Genomic DNA, 15,264 nt, shown 5'->3' with positions numbered 1-15,264 from the left:
CGCAAGCGGGGGAGGGGGCTACGAGGCAACGCCAGGACTATCCCCCTCTCTCCCATCTTTCTCCCTCCCCCTCATGGGGGAGGGTCGGGGAGGGGGTGGTGTCCCTTGCCACTTGAGACTGCCTTTCTTGACGCCGGCCCGTGAGCCCGCTTTAATACAGCCCCTTCGACCCCCGCCCATGGCCTCCCCCCGCAGGCCTGAATCGGGCGAGTCCCAAGACACTGGCCAGGTAGCTCAGTTGGTAGAGCAGGGGACTGAAAATCCCCGTGTCGGCGGTTCGATTCCGTCCCTGGCCACCAATACCTATAGGCCAACCGTTCTCGGTTGGCCTTTTTATTGAACCCTCGCTGTGCGCTGGAACGCCGGTGGACCCGGTTAAGAGGGCATTCAATCGGTGCGCGGCCGTTCAGCTGGAGCCTATGATTCGAAGCTTCATTTACGACACCCTGATCCTCGGACTCACCTCCCGCTGGTACGCGGAGGTGCTGAGGCGCTTACCCGAGGGCGCCGCGCTGCTGGATGTCGGCATCGGCACGGCCGGCGCCCTGGCGGCGAATGCCGATCTGGTGGAACGCAAGGATTTACGCGTGACCGGCATCGACATTGATGGGGATTACATAGCCCGTGCGCGGCGAAGGCTTCGGGATTCCCTGCTGGCTGACCGTGTCGAGGTGTATCGCGAGTCCGTCTACGATCACCAGGGCGGGCCGTACGACGCCGTGTATTTCTCCGCAAGTTTTATGCTGCTGCCCGAGCCCGAGCGGGCGTTGCGGCATTGTTGTGCCTTGCTGAACCCGGGCGGACGCCTCTTTTTCACGCAGACGATCCAGAAGCGTCCCGACCGCTTCATGGAAATCCTCAAGCCCATGCTGAAGCGGATCACGAGCATTGATTTCGGTCGCGTCACCTACGAGGAAGACCTCAAGGGCCAGATCCGTGCCGCCGGCTTGGCGCTGGAGGAATTCACCACACTGGCTGATCACGGGCATCGGGCTTCGTGCCTTGCCGTGGCAAGGCCTGCTCCGACGCATGGCAGGGCGGAGTAGTACGACCGTGGCGACGGGGTCGGACCGCGGCAGCCGTGGGATTAGCCTGAAAAAGAGCCTCGAAATCGAAAAGAAAAATTCCTTCGTCCCCTTTAAGCTCCCTGGTTTTCTTGATCAGATACCTTCGTGGTCTTCGTGGTTGAACGTTTCCCCACCGACTTCACCGGACACCGCCAAAGGCATTTCTCTCGCGAAGACGCCAAGCACGCCAAGAAGATCTTTTGAGGAAAAGCATTCCTTTGCGTCCTTTGCGACCGGAAGATAATTTCTTCGCCGCCTTCAGCTCTTATGTCTCTTGAGGCCCTACGGGCACATCTCGTCCTGCTATCTGGTGTCTTGACGGCACCTATAAGCAGGTGCTAATGATGGCCCTATGCGAAATGAGGGGATTGTTATGCAAACCAAATTCTCAGAGGACGTCATTCCCATATCCGATCTGAAGGTCAATCCAGGCAAGGTGATCAATCGGGTGAACGACACACACAGACCGGTTCTGCTGACCAGCAGAGGCAGAGGGGTTGCCATCGTCCAAGGTCTCGATGATTACGAGAAGACCGCCGAAGAGCTGCGATTCGTCAAGGCAGTGGCTCGGGGATTGGCCGACATCCGTGAGGGTGACACCGTCACTCTGGCCGAAGCCAAAAGAATACTGGGCGCAGAATAGGTGAGGATTACTATCGCCCGGTCTGCCCTGAACGACCTTCAGGAGATCAAGAGTTACTATCAGGAACAGGGCGTATCGGACATCGGACAGAAGTATGTAAGCGCCATATTGAAAAGTGTGCAACGGCTTCGTGATCATCCGGATTCCGGCAGAAAAGTCCCGGAGTTCGATCAAGAACACATCCGGGAGATAATTCATCCGCCGTTCCGCGTGGTCTATCTGCGGAATGCGACATCGGTCAATTTGGTTCGGGTGTGGCGAAGTGAGAGGCTGCTATCGCTTCCCGACGAAGAAACATGACGACACGCTTCAGTCGGACCTACTCAAGTTGCCGTGCCTTATGCTGTCGGCAAGACCCCATCTTGATTTGGCCGCTGTGCGCGCAACGCCGCATTCCGGCCATGAGGTTGCGTGCCGTTCTATGCGACAATCTGCCCCCTTGCCCAGTCCCTTTCGGTACGCCGGCATGTCCTTCTTTCCGACCCATCTGAACACGCCACTGGCCAAGGCGATCGAACGACGCGGCAGCCCGGAGGCACTCCACGGATTCCTGGTTGCCCGCTTGCTTACCCCTTCGGGGGCGTCCGTTGCGGACTGGCTGGAGCCGGGGTTTCACGTTGCCGGGCTCGAGGGGCTTTCGCCGGAGGCGCAGGACGCCCTGCACGAGGCCCTGGAGGCCATTGCCGCGGCCCTTCGCGCCGGCAACTTCGGATTTCCCCCCTCGGCCGGCGCCACCCGGATCACATCCTGGTGCGAGGGATTCGTCGAGGGTGTCGGTATGGCCGATCCGCTATGGCGCGAATGGACCGATGCCTGTGTGGATGTCGGCAAGGCCATGTTCCCTATCCACGCGGTGTGCAACGCGGAGTTCCGGGATATGTTCTTCGCGCCCGATCGGGCGCAGGAGCCGGAACTGATCGACGAGCTGACCGCTCTGGTGGCACCCGCGGTGCGCAAGATCGCCATCTTTCGCCTTGCTGGCGATGAGGTACTGTCCCAACTCCTGGAGGATGATGATCCTTTCTACGAACTCTGGGGGGGCGAGGAACTCGCCGCGTTGAGTGACGACAAGTTGCTCGAACAGCTGCAGGAGCTGCACGATGAGGTGCCGAGGGTCCTGATCGACGAGTGTATTCGCCGCGGCGAGGCCTTGATTCCCCGGCTTCTGGCGTTGTTGGAAGACGAGGCCAACTGGTCCCCGGACGGCGCTGACGTGGGTGTGTGGTGGTCCCTGCTTCATGCCATGCACATCCTTGGGGTGCTGTCGGGCGATGCTGCCGGGGCCGCGCTCGCGGCGGGACTGGCCCAGTTGCGTAACCACGGGGAGGATGAGATTTGGGAATGGCTCCATCCTCATCATGCACAACTTTGCGCGGGCAAGGAGGTTCAGGTCAGGCCCGTTCTGCACTCCATTTTGGAAGACGAATCCGTCTCCCCCATCGGACGGGGTCTCGCCCTGGAATGGCTGGTATCGACCTATGGGTCCGGTGAAGAAGGGCTCGAGGAGGTGCTGGACTATGCCGCAGCGCTCATGCGTGATCCGACGCAGGACAGGGACCTGCATGAATTGGTCGGTTTCACGCTGCTTGATTGTCCCAGGGAACGACACCGGCCAGCGCTCCTGGAGCAGGCGCGCATCAACGAGGCGGGCGACCGGCGGTTCGGTTACGCCTTCGGGGTCGCCGATGTGGAGGATGCGTTCGACGGGCCCCGCCGACCCGCTCGCGATCTCGGCCACTTCCTGTGCTTCTATGACCCCATCGCCATCCGGCAACGAAGGTTGCGGTGGTTCCATGAGGACGAGGGGGCCGGGCTATTCGACGATGAGGCGTGGACGCCTGTGCAGACCTATGTGCGTGAGACGCCGAAGGTCGGGCGTAATGATCCGTGCCCTTGCGGCAGCGGCAGGAAGTACAAGAAATGCTGCATGAACAAGGGCTGAGTCGGTCGAGCAGTCGGCTTCTTTGCGTTTGAATCAACGAACCAAGGAAACCTGGGTTTCATGTGTGCACGCAAGTCCACGGCAACCAGACGGCCCCCCGAGCGCAAGCCTCTCGAGTCCAGGCTGCGTCAGTTCACTATCGATGATCTGCAGGAATGGGCCGGTACGAAGATTCTGGGGCGCGCCCGGGCTTATGTGAAGAAGGTCTCCGGGCTTTCCACCACCGCCGACGGTGGCATCGCCGCCTGGGTAAGCGGCAGCGAGCGTTACGCCACCTCGGTCCGCATCCTGAATGGTAAGCGGCTCGAGCATGCCTGTACCTGTCCCTACGACTGGGGCGGGCCGTGCAAGCACGCGGTGGCGCTCGTGCTCGCGGCGGCGGAAGCGCTGAAGGGCGGCAAGGCCATTGCACCGCTCGCCGAGGACGGTGCTCTCGATCGGGCGCTTTCGGGTGATCTGGAAGATGCCTGGGATGAGGACGACGACTGGGATCACGAAGAGGATGAATGGGATACGCCGCGGATCCCTGCGCGCCGCGGCGCCGACCGACAGGCGACGGTGGAGAAGGCGCTCGCCGGACAAAGCCGCGAGGCGTTGCTCCGCCTGCTGTGCGATCTGGCCGCGCGCCATCCCCACATCAAGCGGCTTATCCTTGAAACGGAGCAGCTCGCGGACGGTCGGACGGACCAATTGATACGCGCGTTGCGCAAGGACATCGCGCGGCTGACCGCCGAGCCGGCCTGGTACAACCCCTGGCGCGGCGAAGGGAGCATCCCCGACTATGGCCCCGTGGCTGAACGCCTGCGCGCCCTGCTCGATCACGGTCATGCCGACGCGGTGGTCGAGTTGGGGGAGACGCTCTGGGAACAGGGCAATGCCCAGGTCGAGCAATCCGATGACGAGGGCGAGACCGGCATCCGTCTGACCGCATGTATGGATGTCGTGCTGGAGGCCCTGCCGCGTTCCTCCCTCGCGCCGCCGGCCCAGTTGCTGTGGTTGATCGATCGCCTGTTCGAGGACGAGTTCGATCTTCTGGGCGGGGCGGACGCCGTGTTGAAGAAGCGCGTCTACACCCGCGTCCACTGGCGGGAGGTGGCCGGGGTGCTCGAAGCGCGGCTCGATGCCATGCCCAGGCCGAAGGGTGGCGGCTTCCGGGTGCGTTATTTCCGCGAACGCGTCTTGCGTGTCCTGCTGGAGGCCTACGAGCGGGCCGGCTGGAAGGACCGTATCATTCCGCGCCTGGAGACGGAGGCTGAGTCTTGCGCATGCTACGGGGCGCTGGTGGACGCCCTGCTGGCGGCGGGCGAACGGGACCGGGCGCGACAGTGGTGTATAAAGGGCTACCAGCAGACCGTTAAGGAGGCGCCCGGCATCGCCGCACATCTGCAGGAGCGCCTGCGGGCCATGGGGCAGAGATCGCGGCGGCATGATCTGGTTGCTGCCTACCGGGCACAGGACTTCTTCTCCTATCCGGCAGTTGCAGCTTACCGGGAACTGCGCAAGGCGTCCGAGAAGGCCGGCTGCTGGCCGGCGGTCAGGGAGGCCGTGCTGGGTTATCTCGAAACCGGCAAGCCTCCCGCCGACAGGGCGTGGCCGTTGCCGGCGCCGGAGGTGGGGTCCTTGTTGCCTGAGCGCCGCCCGGGTCAATGGTCTCCCGATCTGGACACCCTCATCGACATCGCCATCCTGGAGCAACGCTTCGATGACGTGGTCGCCCTCTATAAACGCCTGGGCACGACCCTCCACTGGGGCCAGGAAACCGATAAACAGGTGGCCGAAGCCGTTGCCGCTAGCCACCCCAGGGTCGCCCTGGACATCTGGCGAACCATCGCCGAGGAACTCATTGCGCAGGTCAAGCCCAAGGCCTACGAGGAGGCGGCTGTGTATCTGCGCAAGATGCGCAAGGTGCATACGAGAGAGAAATCCCTGGGCGAATGGAAGTCGTTACTGGACGGATTGCGGGAGCGGCACAAGCCCAAGCGGCGCCTGATGGAGGTGCTGGTTACGGTGGAGGGGAAGGGAATTGCCGGATGAGCGGTGCGGGTTCGTCTCACGCCACTCGTTCCGGAAACAATCCCGGCATCCATCGCGATGCCAGCACGGCAGGGAAGGCAAGCCGCAGTGGGGCGCGGGGGCCCTCCGAGACGAGGACGCCGCGATCGCTCAGCGCAGCGACGATGCGTCGGGCATGGCGTGCGGTCGTGCCGAGTAATCCGGCCACATCGCGGCGGGGCAGCTCGCCGCGATAGAGGACCGCTTCCAGGATATTGCCTGCCCTGGGCGGCAGTGCGCCGAGACGTGTTTCTTCATCGGCCCATAGAAGGATGCGGGCGCGCAGCCGGTCCGGCTGGATCAGTCCTTCCATGAAGCTGACCTGATCGATGCATGTCTCCAGGAAGAAGCGGGTGAAACCGGCGAGTGCTTCCTCGCTCAGAGTACCGCGGCCGTCGAGGTCATTGCGGCGCGGCAGATCGCAGTTTGCGAGATGGCTCTTGTACGCGGCCACGTTGCGGGCGAGTCCGCGTGCGACCGACCAGATGCCGCCGGTATCCAGTATTTCCAACAGCATTGCGTGAGACATCAGGCGTGCAACGCGCCCGTTGCCGTCCAGGAACGGGTGAATCCAGAGCAAACGATGATGCGCTGCCGCCAGGGCTAAAATGGCGTCGGCCTTGCCAAGCTGGCTGTAGGTGCGCTCAAAGTGTGCGAGGAAGCGCACAATGGCACCAGGGCTGATTGCGACGTGCTGGCCCACCTTTACATCACGGCGTCTGAGTTCCCCGGGAATGAGCTTAAGGCGCTCACCCGTCTCCGGGTCCTCGACCCACAGGAATTCTTCAGGCAGCAGTTCGCCAAAGCGACGGTGAACCTCGCGCATGCCGTCCGCTGTCGCCGCCCGGCCCCCAAGCCCACCGCCGTCGATCCATCGCTGGACTGTGATGTGGGCCTTCGCCTCAAGTTGCAGCTCGCGTTTGCGGGCGTCGTTGCTGTAATCGTTTTTCAGCGCTCGCTCGATATCCACGGGATGGGTGTCGTGCCCCTCGATGAGGTTGCTGTAGTAGCAGTTCATGGCTCGGACAAGATCGGCAAGCGCCGTGGAGATGCCTTTCGGGAGGCTGCGCCGCAAGCCGGCAGACCGGGCCGCCAGATCAACGGCCAGGTCGGTCAGAGGGGCTCTGTGACGCGATGTCTCCCCAATCAGCAAGGGCTCCATCAGGCAGGTGCTTTCACCCCGATCCAGGGCCGTGCTCATGTCCCCATTTATGTCCGAATCTATCTCATGCATATAGTTCAATATATCAATAAATTATGATAAACAAAACCCGGGAATATGCCTCTTTGATGTCCGCATATATGTCCGTGTGTGGTCCACGACCCCGGCGACCGTGTCCGGTGTGGCTGCTTCACGAGCCCTCGGATCCGATCCCCGCCGGTTCATGGGCGCGGCGCAGCGCGATACGCGATACCGGGGACAGGCCACGGTCTTGGGAATATCCTCCTGCCACTGTTTCCCGCTGACCGCAGGTCACGACGGGGGCGACCATGGGAATGTTACGCTAAGCATCCCCGGTGTCGTCCCACGGGCGACGGCACCATTGATGTCTTCCCGAGCAGGAGTGTTTGATGGCTTCGGCCGTTCTTTCTTTGATCGCACCCTTTCCTGCGGGCGAACGCAGGACCGTGGGCCTGGTGTCCACGGCGCATGCCTTCAGTCATTTCTACATGCTGGTGCTGCCGCCGGTGTTCCCGCTGCTGCACGGGGAACTGGGCCTGAGCTATGCGGCGCTGGGCCTGTTGCTGTCGGTGTATGCGGTGGTGACCGGGTTGATGCAGCTGCCCATGGGGTTGCTGGTGGACCGGGTGGGCGGGCGTGCGATCCTGGTGCTGGGGCTGGCCCTGAACGGGACGGGCATCCTGCTGGTGGGACTGGTGCCCGGGTACTGGGCGATGCTCGGGTGCATGGTGCTGGCGGGCGCCGGCAATGCGGTGTTTCATCCGGCGGACTACGCGATTCTCTCGGCGCGGGTCGGCGAGGGCCGCGTGGGGAGGGCGTTCAGCATGCACCTGTTTGCCGGCTACCTGGGCTGGATGGCGGCGCCGCCGGCGGTGCTGGTGCTCACCGGGCTGTTCGGCTGGCGCGCCGCGCTGGTCATTCTGGGTGCGGCGGGCATCGCCTATGCGGGCCTGTTGGCGCTGCAGCGCGGGTCGCTTTGCGACGCCGACGAGCGTCATGCGGCGAGGGACGCCGCTGCGCGCAGCCGGGCCAACGGCGAACGCACGGGCATTGCCCTGCTGATGACGCCGGTGATCGCTGCGCTGTTCGCTTTTTACGTGATCATTGCCATGGCGGGCAGCGGCATCAAGAGCTTCTCGGTGGTGGCCCTGGTGGACCTGCACGGGATCAGTCTGGCCGGGGCCAACATGGCGCTTAGCGCCTACTTCGTCGCGGCAGCCGCGGGCACTCTGCTGGGTGGCTGGATGGCGGACCGTGTGCAACGCCGTGAGCTGGCCACGGCGGTGGCGTTCATTCTTTCGGCCGGTTTCGTCATGTTGCTCACGATGGCCGGGTTGCCGTTGGCGGGCGTGTTCGGGCTGATGCTGGGGGCGGGATTTTTCATTGCGGTGGTGGCGCCCATGCGCGATGTGATGGTGCGCCAGGCCGCGCCCCGCGGCACCGTCGGCACGGCGTTTGGTCTGGTGACCACGGGGTTCAGCGCGGGGGCCGTCGTGGCCCCGGCGCTGCTCGGCTGGGTGGTGGACCTCGGTCAGCCTGCCCTGGTGTTCTGGGCAGTGGCGGGTTTCACCCTGCTGGGCGTGTTTACGCTCGTCGGTGTCAGTGCGGCACGATCCCGGCTTGAGCCGGCCCCGGCCCGCTGACGCGGTTGTGTTCCCATGATGATGCCCCTGAGAATCCTGGCGATTCTGTCCCTGCTGTGGATAGTGTCGTCTCCCGTTGCGGCCGAGCCCAGGCAGCTGTATGTGCAGCCGTCCGCGCTGGTGCAACTGGCCGAGTATCTGGGCGGCGCACCGGCCTCGACGCAGGCGGATTTCGCCGCACTGGTCCTCGAGAGTCTCGTGGATGCCTACCGCGATGAGATGGCGCAGGCTGCCACGGTCCGGACAGATGACACCGGACGGGCGCACAGGATGCAACGCTGGCGCCGGGCCATGGACCTTGAACTGCAGCGGCTGCAGCGCTCTCAGCTAAGCCTCATGCACAGCCGCGAGGCATCGGTGGAGGTGGAGCGCCAGGGCCAGATCCTGCTGATGGTGGAAGGTGCGCCGCTTCTGGTGAGCTGGCCGCGGGTGGCCGCCCAGGTGGAACGGGAGGCGGCCATCGTGCAGCGCTTCTGCGCCCTGCACGATTGCCCGCGCACGGCCGAGCCCGGCGCGCCCCGGCCTGTGGCTGATCCGGTGGAGGTGCGCGGCGCATGGAGTTTCACACAGCAGGGCGGTGCAGGATGGGAGTCGGAGGACGGCGTGCGTTGTGCCTTTCCGGACCTGAGTCATCGGGCAGAGCGGGAGACCCTGTGCCGGCGAGTGGTCGCCGAACTGCAGACACTGGCGGCAGCCCTTGCCGGGGTCCGGCGTGATGGCGCGCTGATCGAGTGGTCGCGGCTCGTGGTGGCAGATGAGCCCGGCGCGGGCATGCAGCGGGTGACGGTGAACGCGCGCGGGGACTATCTGCTCGTGCCCCTCCCGGCGCTCGTCCGGGAAGCGGTGGACTGGCGTGCCGCTTCCCGCTGGCTGACGCGGCAACTGGACGGCATCCCGGCCGCGGAAACAGTTCTGCACCTCTGAACGCGACTCAGCCGGTTGCCTGGGCAAATCCTTCGCCCACCCAGGCCGCGCGTGCCGCAGCCTCTTCGGGCGCTTCCATGCCTTCGAGGCGCGCGTCCACCCGCTCGATGTGCTTGAGCAGGCCCTGACGGTTGGCAATCTGGATGGCGAGACCCGGTCTGGCGTTCAGCTCCAGGATCAGGGGGCCCCGATCCCGGTCCAGCACCACGTCCACACCCAGGTAACCGAGTCCGGTCAGGTCGTGGCAGCGTGCAGCGAGCGCAAGCAGTGTCGACCAGTCGGGGATGCAGATGCCCGAGATGGGCGCACCGGTGTCGGGGTGCTGATCGACCACGCGACCGTGCCAGACGCCATGCAGCGTTTCGCCCGTGGCCATGTCGACGCCCGCCCCGACGGCACCCTGATGGAGATTGGCCTTGCCGTCTGCCTCGCGCGTGGGCAGACGGACCATGGCCATGATCGGGTAGCCGCGATACACCACGGTGCGGATGTCGGGCACACCCTCGAAACTGACCTGGTCGAAGAGGGGGTCGAACTTCACCCGGTATTCCACCATGGCCCGGTCCGGCTGGCCGCCCAGGCTGTACATGCCGCTCAGGATGTTGGACAGGTGGTGCTGGATGGATTCGCGGTCCATGAGTCGGCCGTTGGCACGCCGGTAGTGTTCACCCATGCGTCCCGTGATCACCAGGATGCCGTCGCCGCCCGCACCGTGAGCAGGCTTGATGACGAAGTCGTTACGACCCTCCAGCATCTTGCCGATGCGCCTGACCTGATGCGGTGTCTCGATCACCCCGTACAGCTCCGGCACCGCGATGCCCGCGTCGAGGGCGAGGTGTTTGGTCTGCAGCTTGTCATCCACCAGCGGGTAGTTGCTGCGGGCGTTCAACTGGGCGATGTACGAACCGTTGCGGGCGTTCATGCCCAGGATGCCCTGGCGGCGCAGTTCCCCGGGCGTGATGAACCAGCGTCCCGTCATTGGCCCAGTGCCCTGAAGCGCAGCAGCTCGGTGAGCCGGTAACCCGTGTAGCGTCCAAGCAGCAGCGTGATGGCCAGTACTACGAGCAGGAGTTCGGGGAACACGAAGATCAGGTGTTCCAGATGGCGGTTGACCATGAACAGGTAACCGACGACCGCCACCGCCAGACTGCCGAGGCCCTGTCGTATTGCCTCCTGCGGACTGTGTTCCTCCCAGACCAGCGACATGCGTTCGATGGTCATGGCGAGGATCACGATGGGGAACAGCGCCAGCGAGAGCCCCTGCTCGATGCCCAGGTTGTGACTGAGGATGCTGATCACGGCCATGAGCATGATGACTACGATCACCACCGCGGCCAGCCGGGGCACCAGCAGCAGCTTGAGGTGATCGAGGTAGAAGCGGATGGCCAGCCCCAGGGATACGATGAGCGTGAACAGGATGATGCCGCCCAGCAGTTGTGTCTCCCGGAACGACAGGGCAATGAGCACGGGCATGAAGGTGCCGAAGGTGCGGATGCCCACCACGTTTCTCAGCAACACGATGATCAGCGCGCCCAGAGGCACCATGAGCAGTACCCGGTACATGTTCTGCGTCTGCACCGGCAGGCCGAACAGCGAGAAGTCCACGAAGCGCGAGTCCATCAGCTGGGCGCGCTGCTCGGCCACGTCGATGGCGTCGTGGATATTGCGGGTGACGGAAAAGCTCAGCTCCCGGTTGCGCGCGCGCTCCACCTGCAGCGGTTCGATATCGCCGTGCCACCAGACCAGCAGGTTGGCCGGGTAACCGGTGCTGCCGTTGCGCGGATGGATGGGCACCCATTCGCGGGTGTTGTGTACTTCCAGCCACGCCATGGGCTGCGCCTCCCGGGCCCAGTCCGTCAGCGTGATGCCGTGGGACATGCGGGCCGGGATGCGCGCGCCCGCCAGCAGTTGAATGAGGGTGCGCACCCTGTCCGCATCGGTATCGTTCGGGTCGACGAACAGGGTGGCGTTCTCGCCGGGATTGGGGGCGTTGAGGTCGCTCACCAGCACGGTGGCAAAACTGGAGATGTCTGCCGAGCGTTCGCGCACGCTCTCCAGCAGGGCCATGGCCGCGGAATGATAGGGTTCGCCGTATTCGGGCACGGATACGGGGCCGGGATAGGCCTCGTCTTCGCCATTGGTGCGATTGTGCAGGTAGACCGTGGCACGGTAGTACAGTACCTGCCGCCCGGACGGATAGCGAGTGGTCCAATGCGCTTCCCGGTTCTCACCCTGCTGGCTGGTGGTCAGTCCGTAGCCCCGGGAGATGAAGTTCTCGTCCAGAATGGCGAATCCGGGCGGATCGTCGGGCAGCACCAGGCGGGCGGTCACCGGGCCGCCTGTGGGCTCGAACGCCACGCGCGCCTCGACGATCCAGTTGTCCACGGTCTGGGCCGGCAACAGGGGGAAGCCGAGGACGGTCGCCTTGTAGCCCGTCATGACCAGACCCGTGGTCATCAGGACGATCACCAGCAGGGCAAGGTGCAGTCGTTTCACGGGCAGTGCGATCAGTCGTCGCAGCGCGGCGGCTGAATGTTTGTCTGGCCCGAATCCACCAGAATGATGTCCTTCATGTGGTTGCGGCCGATCAGCATCTGGTAGGTCAGGGCGGTGCGGTCGATCAGGCTGACATCGGCCTCACGCCGATGTTCGCCCAGGCATAGTTCCATGCTCACGACCGGGCGGCGCTGGTGGTTGCCGTCATGGCGGATGATGCGCGCATGGCGCACGATCTTGCGCTCCAGGCGGATCTTCTTGTCCTCGTCCTCGGGATCGATGATGTCGAAGGCGATCCACTCCTCGTCATCGCGCTCGAAGGTCTCCTTGTTCAGCGCGTTGAGAGACGAGGAGGTGGCCCCCGTATCCAATCGGGCCTTGAGGCGGATGCCCTCCGGCCGGATGATCACTTCCTCCGCATAGCCATGGATGGATTGGGCGCTGGCTTTGTCGTCGTCGGAGGCGGATGCCGTGACGGGCAGGGTCGCTGCGATGAGCAGCAGCAGACAGGATCTGAGGCGAAGCATCGGTCGGTGGTCCTTGGTGATGGCCGGCTCCGGGGCTCGAGAGGGACCGGCAGGCGGGGGGAGTTCCCCTGTTTGTCCCGAGGCCGGGGGATATGGTTCCGGGCACATTACCATGCGGCAGTCGGGGATGAAGTGCGCCACGTACCGGTTTGCCCCTATAATGTCACCTATATCATCTATAGGTATGGGCTGCCATCGGGCAGGTCCACGGGACCCTGCCGCCTTTGGTTTCGTGCCCCGGCGGGCCGCTACGGGTGCCCTGTGGCTGGCCCAGGCCGGGCGCGGTTGCCTTGGACGCCGGGATCATACACAGTCGGCTTTTAATCTTTTCACAGCCCGCGGTTCGCCGCCGTGGGCGGTCAGCAGTCTGATGCGCGGAGGTCGGGTAATGAGCGAGTACGTGCTGTGGTTCGATGAACTGGGCATGAAGGATGTCCCGCGGGTGGGCGGCAAGAACGCCTCCCTCGGCGAGATGATCAGCGGCCTGTCCGAGGCCGGTGTGCAGGTGCCCGGCGGCTTTGCCACCACCGCTGAAGCCTTCCGCGAGTTTCTGCGTCACGATGACCTGGACAAGCGCATCAACGAATTGCTGAACCGTCTGGACGTGGATGACATCAATGCGCTGCGCGAGGCGGGCCGCACGATCCGCGGCTGGGTGGTGGAAACGCCTTTTCCTCAGCCGCTCACCGATGCCATCCGCGAGGCCTGGCGCAAGCTGGAAAAGGAAACCGAGGGCGATTGCACTGTAGCGGTGCGCTCCTCGGCCACGGCCGAGGATCTCCCCGACGCCTCGTTTGCCGGACAGCAGGAGACCTTCCTGAACGTGCGCGGCGAGGAGGCCGTGTTCAAGGCGATCCACGAGGTGTTCGCGTCACTCTACAACGACAGGGCCATCTCCTATCGCGTTCACCAGGGCTTCGATCATGCCGAGGTGGCGCTGTCCGCAGGCATCCAGCGCATGGCACGCAGCGACGAGGGGGCCAGCGGCGTGATGTTCACCCTGGACACGGAATCCGGTTTCCGTGATGCCGTGTTCATCACGGCCGCCTGGGGATTGGGCGAGACCGTGGTGCAGGGCGCCGTCAATCCGGACGAGTTTCACGTCTACAAACCGGCCCTGGCGCAAGGCAGGCCTGCGATCCTGCGCCGGAACATGGGCTCCAAGGCCATCAAGATGGTCTTCGGAGACGACGGTCAGCAGACCCGCACCGTGGACGTGGAGGAGGCCGAGCGCAGCCGCTTCTGTCTAACCGACGAGCAGATCACCGATCTGGCCCGCCAGGCTGTGATCATCGAGCAGCACTACGGGCGTCCCATGGACATCGAGTGGGCGCTGGACGGCGTCGACGGGGGTCTGTACATCGTGCAGGCGCGTCCGGAGACCGTGGAGAGCCGGCTGGACGGCCAGGTCATCGAGCGTTTCCACCTCAGGGAGAAGGGCGGCAAGGTGCTGGCGTCCGGCCGCGCCATCGGACAGAAGATCGGCGCCGGCAAGATCCGCGTGGTGGCCGGACTGGATGACATGCACAAGGTGGAGGCGGGCGACATCCTGGTCACCGACATGACCGACCCCGACTGGGAGCCGGTAATGAAGCGCGCCGCGGCCATCGTCACCAATCGCGGCGGGCGCACCTGCCACGCGGCGATCATTGCGCGGGAGATGGGCATCCCCGCCGTGGTAGGGTGCGGCAACGCCACCGAGACCCTGCCCGACGGCGTCGAGGCCACGGTGGTGTGCTCCGAGGGTGACGAAGGGCGCGTCTACGAGGGCAAGCTGGATTTCCAGGTGCTCAAGACACGTACCGACAGCATGCCCGAGATCCCCGTCAAGGTGATGATGAACGTGGGCAACCCGGGTCGCGCCTTCCACTTCAGCGCCATCCCCAACCACGGCGTCGGGCTGGCGCGGCTGGAGTTCATCATCAACAGCATGATCGGGGTGCACCCCAAGGCACTGCTGGAATACCACACGCTTCCCGACGACCTGCGGGCGGAGGTCGATCGACGCATCGCCGGATACAAGGACCCGGTGAGCTTCTACGTGGATCGCCTGGTGGAGGGCATCGCGACGCTGGGGGCGGCCTTCAGTCCGAAGCCGGTGATCGTGCGCCTCTCGGACTTCAAGTCAAACGAGTACGCGAATCTCCTCGCCGGCGAGCGCTACGAGCCGGATGAGGAAAACCCCATGATCGGTTTTCGCGGCACGGCCCGTTACCTGTCGAAGGAATTCCGGCCCTGTTTCGAGCTGGAATGCCAGGCCGTACGCCGGGTACGCGACGAGATGGGCCTGACCAACGTGGTGATCATGGTCCCGTTCGTGCGTACGCTCTCGGAGGCCGAGGGGGTGATCAGTCTGCTGGGCGACCTGGGCCTCAAGCGCGGCAAGAACGGACTCAAGGTGTACATGATGTGCGAGATCCCGTCCAACGCCGTGCTGGCCGACGAATTCCTTGAGCATTTCGACGGATTCTCTATCGGCTCCAATGACCTGACGCAGCTCACCCTGGGTCTGGACCGCGATTCCGGCCTGGTGGCGGGCGGTTTCGACGAGCGCGATCCGGCCGTGAAGAAGATGCTTGCCATGTCCATCGAGGCGGCGCACCGTGCCGGGAAATACGTGGGCATCTGCGGCCAGGGCCCTTCCGACTACCCGGACCTTGCCGAGTGGCTCATGCAGCAGAAGATCGAGAGTATCTCCCTCAACCCCGACACGGTCGTGGATACCTGGCTGATGCTGGGAGGGGAGAATGGGAAAGGATGAAGGTGGAAGGATGAAGGTGGAAGGAT

The 15,264-nt window shown here is 64.2% G+C and carries 12 protein-coding genes and 1 tRNA gene; 9 read left to right on the top strand and 4 right to left on the bottom strand.

What is annotated here, in order from left to right; genetic code table 11:
- Nucleotides 1–223 precede the first annotated feature (223 nt).
- The 6 genes from B1C78_RS01865 (at nt 224) to B1C78_RS17305 (ending at nt 5,686) form a co-directional block, all read left to right on the top strand.
- Nucleotides 224–299, top strand: a tRNA-Phe gene (locus B1C78_RS01865).
- 123 nt (nt 300–422) lie between these two features.
- Nucleotides 423–1,046, top strand: a complete 624-nt coding sequence (locus B1C78_RS01860) for a class I SAM-dependent methyltransferase (protein WP_175628202.1) — start codon at nt 423–425, stop codon at nt 1,044–1,046.
- A gap of 394 nt (nt 1,047–1,440) precedes the next feature.
- Nucleotides 1,441–1,710, top strand: coding sequence for a type II toxin-antitoxin system Phd/YefM family antitoxin (locus tag B1C78_RS01855; RefSeq protein WP_077277435.1), 270 nt, complete (start codon nt 1,441–1,443; stop codon nt 1,708–1,710).
- Entirely contained in the window at nt 1,711–2,010 is a 300-nt protein-coding gene (locus B1C78_RS01850) for a type II toxin-antitoxin system RelE/ParE family toxin (protein ID WP_077277434.1), read from the top strand. It abuts the gene before it with no gap.
- A 166-nt stretch (nt 2,011–2,176) separates the two neighbouring features.
- Nucleotides 2,177–3,652, top strand: a complete 1,476-nt coding sequence (locus B1C78_RS01845; RefSeq protein ID WP_175628199.1) for a UPF0149 family protein — start codon at nt 2,177–2,179, stop codon at nt 3,650–3,652.
- A 60-nt stretch (nt 3,653–3,712) separates the two neighbouring features.
- The gene (locus B1C78_RS17305) at nt 3,713–5,686 is read left to right on the top strand and encodes an SWIM zinc finger family protein (RefSeq protein ID WP_139349771.1); all 1,974 of its coding nucleotides are present in this window, start codon (nt 3,713–3,715) and stop codon (nt 5,684–5,686) included.
- 16 nt (nt 5,687–5,702) lie between these two features.
- On the opposite strand, the gene B1C78_RS01835 is transcribed toward B1C78_RS17305, so the two are convergent.
- Entirely contained in the window at nt 5,703–6,905 is a 1,203-nt protein-coding gene (locus B1C78_RS01835; protein WP_139349770.1) for a Fic family protein, read from the bottom strand.
- Nucleotides 6,906–7,276: 371 nt separating this feature from the next.
- Between B1C78_RS01835 and B1C78_RS01830 the strand changes: the two genes are divergently transcribed.
- Both B1C78_RS01830 and B1C78_RS01825 read left to right on the top strand, forming a co-directional pair.
- On the top strand, nt 7,277–8,530 hold the full coding sequence (locus B1C78_RS01830) for an MFS transporter (protein ID WP_077277431.1): 1,254 nt from the start codon (nt 7,277–7,279) through the stop codon (nt 8,528–8,530).
- 15 nt (nt 8,531–8,545) lie between these two features.
- On the top strand, nt 8,546–9,454 hold the full coding sequence (locus tag B1C78_RS01825; protein ID WP_077277430.1) for a hypothetical protein: 909 nt from the start codon (nt 8,546–8,548) through the stop codon (nt 9,452–9,454).
- 7 nt (nt 9,455–9,461) lie between these two features.
- On the opposite strand, the gene B1C78_RS01820 is transcribed toward B1C78_RS01825, so the two are convergent.
- Genes B1C78_RS01820 through B1C78_RS01810 form a run of 3 tightly spaced genes read right to left on the bottom strand, consistent with a single transcriptional unit; the run spans nt 9,462 to nt 12,477 of the window.
- Nucleotides 9,462–10,433 carry an alpha-L-glutamate ligase-like protein gene (locus B1C78_RS01820; RefSeq protein WP_077277429.1) on the bottom strand — a complete coding sequence of 324 codons (972 nt, stop codon included), beginning with the start codon at nt 10,431–10,433 and terminating at the stop codon, nt 9,462–9,464.
- Nucleotides 10,430–11,950: an inactive transglutaminase family protein gene (locus B1C78_RS01815; RefSeq protein ID WP_077277428.1), complete on the bottom strand. Its 1,521-nt coding sequence runs from the start codon at nt 11,948–11,950 to the stop codon at nt 10,430–10,432. The genes B1C78_RS01820 and B1C78_RS01815 overlap by 4 nt, the downstream gene beginning before the upstream one ends.
- 11 nt (nt 11,951–11,961) lie before the next feature.
- Nucleotides 11,962–12,477 (bottom strand): ATP-dependent zinc protease family protein, encoded by a 516-nt coding sequence (locus tag B1C78_RS01810; RefSeq protein ID WP_077277427.1) that lies wholly within the window; start codon nt 12,475–12,477, stop codon nt 11,962–11,964.
- A 388-nt stretch (nt 12,478–12,865) separates the two neighbouring features.
- Here B1C78_RS01810 and ppsA point away from each other — a divergent pair, with 388 nt between their 5' ends.
- Complete coding sequence (ppsA, locus tag B1C78_RS01805) at nt 12,866–15,238, top strand: phosphoenolpyruvate synthase (RefSeq protein WP_077277426.1); 2,373 nt, start codon at nt 12,866–12,868, stop codon at nt 15,236–15,238.
- Nucleotides 15,239–15,264 lie beyond the last annotated feature (26 nt).

The organism is Thioalkalivibrio denitrificans (genome assembly GCF_002000365.1).
GTDB lineage: Bacteria > Pseudomonadota > Gammaproteobacteria > Ectothiorhodospirales > Ectothiorhodospiraceae > Thioalkalivibrio_A > Thioalkalivibrio_A denitrificans.
This window is presented reverse-complemented; position numbering and strand designations above follow the sequence as displayed.

Coding starts and splice junctions, on each gene's coding strand:
- B1C78_RS01855 (WP_077277435.1), top strand. CDS start 1,441: ATGCAAACCAAATTCTCAGAGGACGTCATTCCCATATCCGATCTGAAG.
- B1C78_RS01845 (WP_175628199.1), top strand. CDS start 2,177: ATGTCCTTCTTTCCGACCCATCTGAACACGCCACTGGCCAAGGCGATC.
- B1C78_RS17305 (WP_139349771.1), top strand. CDS start 3,713: ATGTGTGCACGCAAGTCCACGGCAACCAGACGGCCCCCCGAGCGCAAG.
- B1C78_RS01835 (WP_139349770.1), bottom strand. CDS start 6,905: ATGAGCACGGCCCTGGATCGGGGTGAAAGCACCTGCCTGATGGAGCCC.
- B1C78_RS01830 (WP_077277431.1), top strand. CDS start 7,277: ATGGCTTCGGCCGTTCTTTCTTTGATCGCACCCTTTCCTGCGGGCGAA.
- B1C78_RS01825 (WP_077277430.1), top strand. CDS start 8,546: ATGATGATGCCCCTGAGAATCCTGGCGATTCTGTCCCTGCTGTGGATA.
- B1C78_RS01820 (WP_077277429.1), bottom strand. CDS start 10,433: ATGACGGGACGCTGGTTCATCACGCCCGGGGAACTGCGCCGCCAGGGC.
- B1C78_RS01810 (WP_077277427.1), bottom strand. CDS start 12,477: ATGCTTCGCCTCAGATCCTGTCTGCTGCTGCTCATCGCAGCGACCCTG.
- ppsA (WP_077277426.1), top strand. CDS start 12,866: ATGAGCGAGTACGTGCTGTGGTTCGATGAACTGGGCATGAAGGATGTC.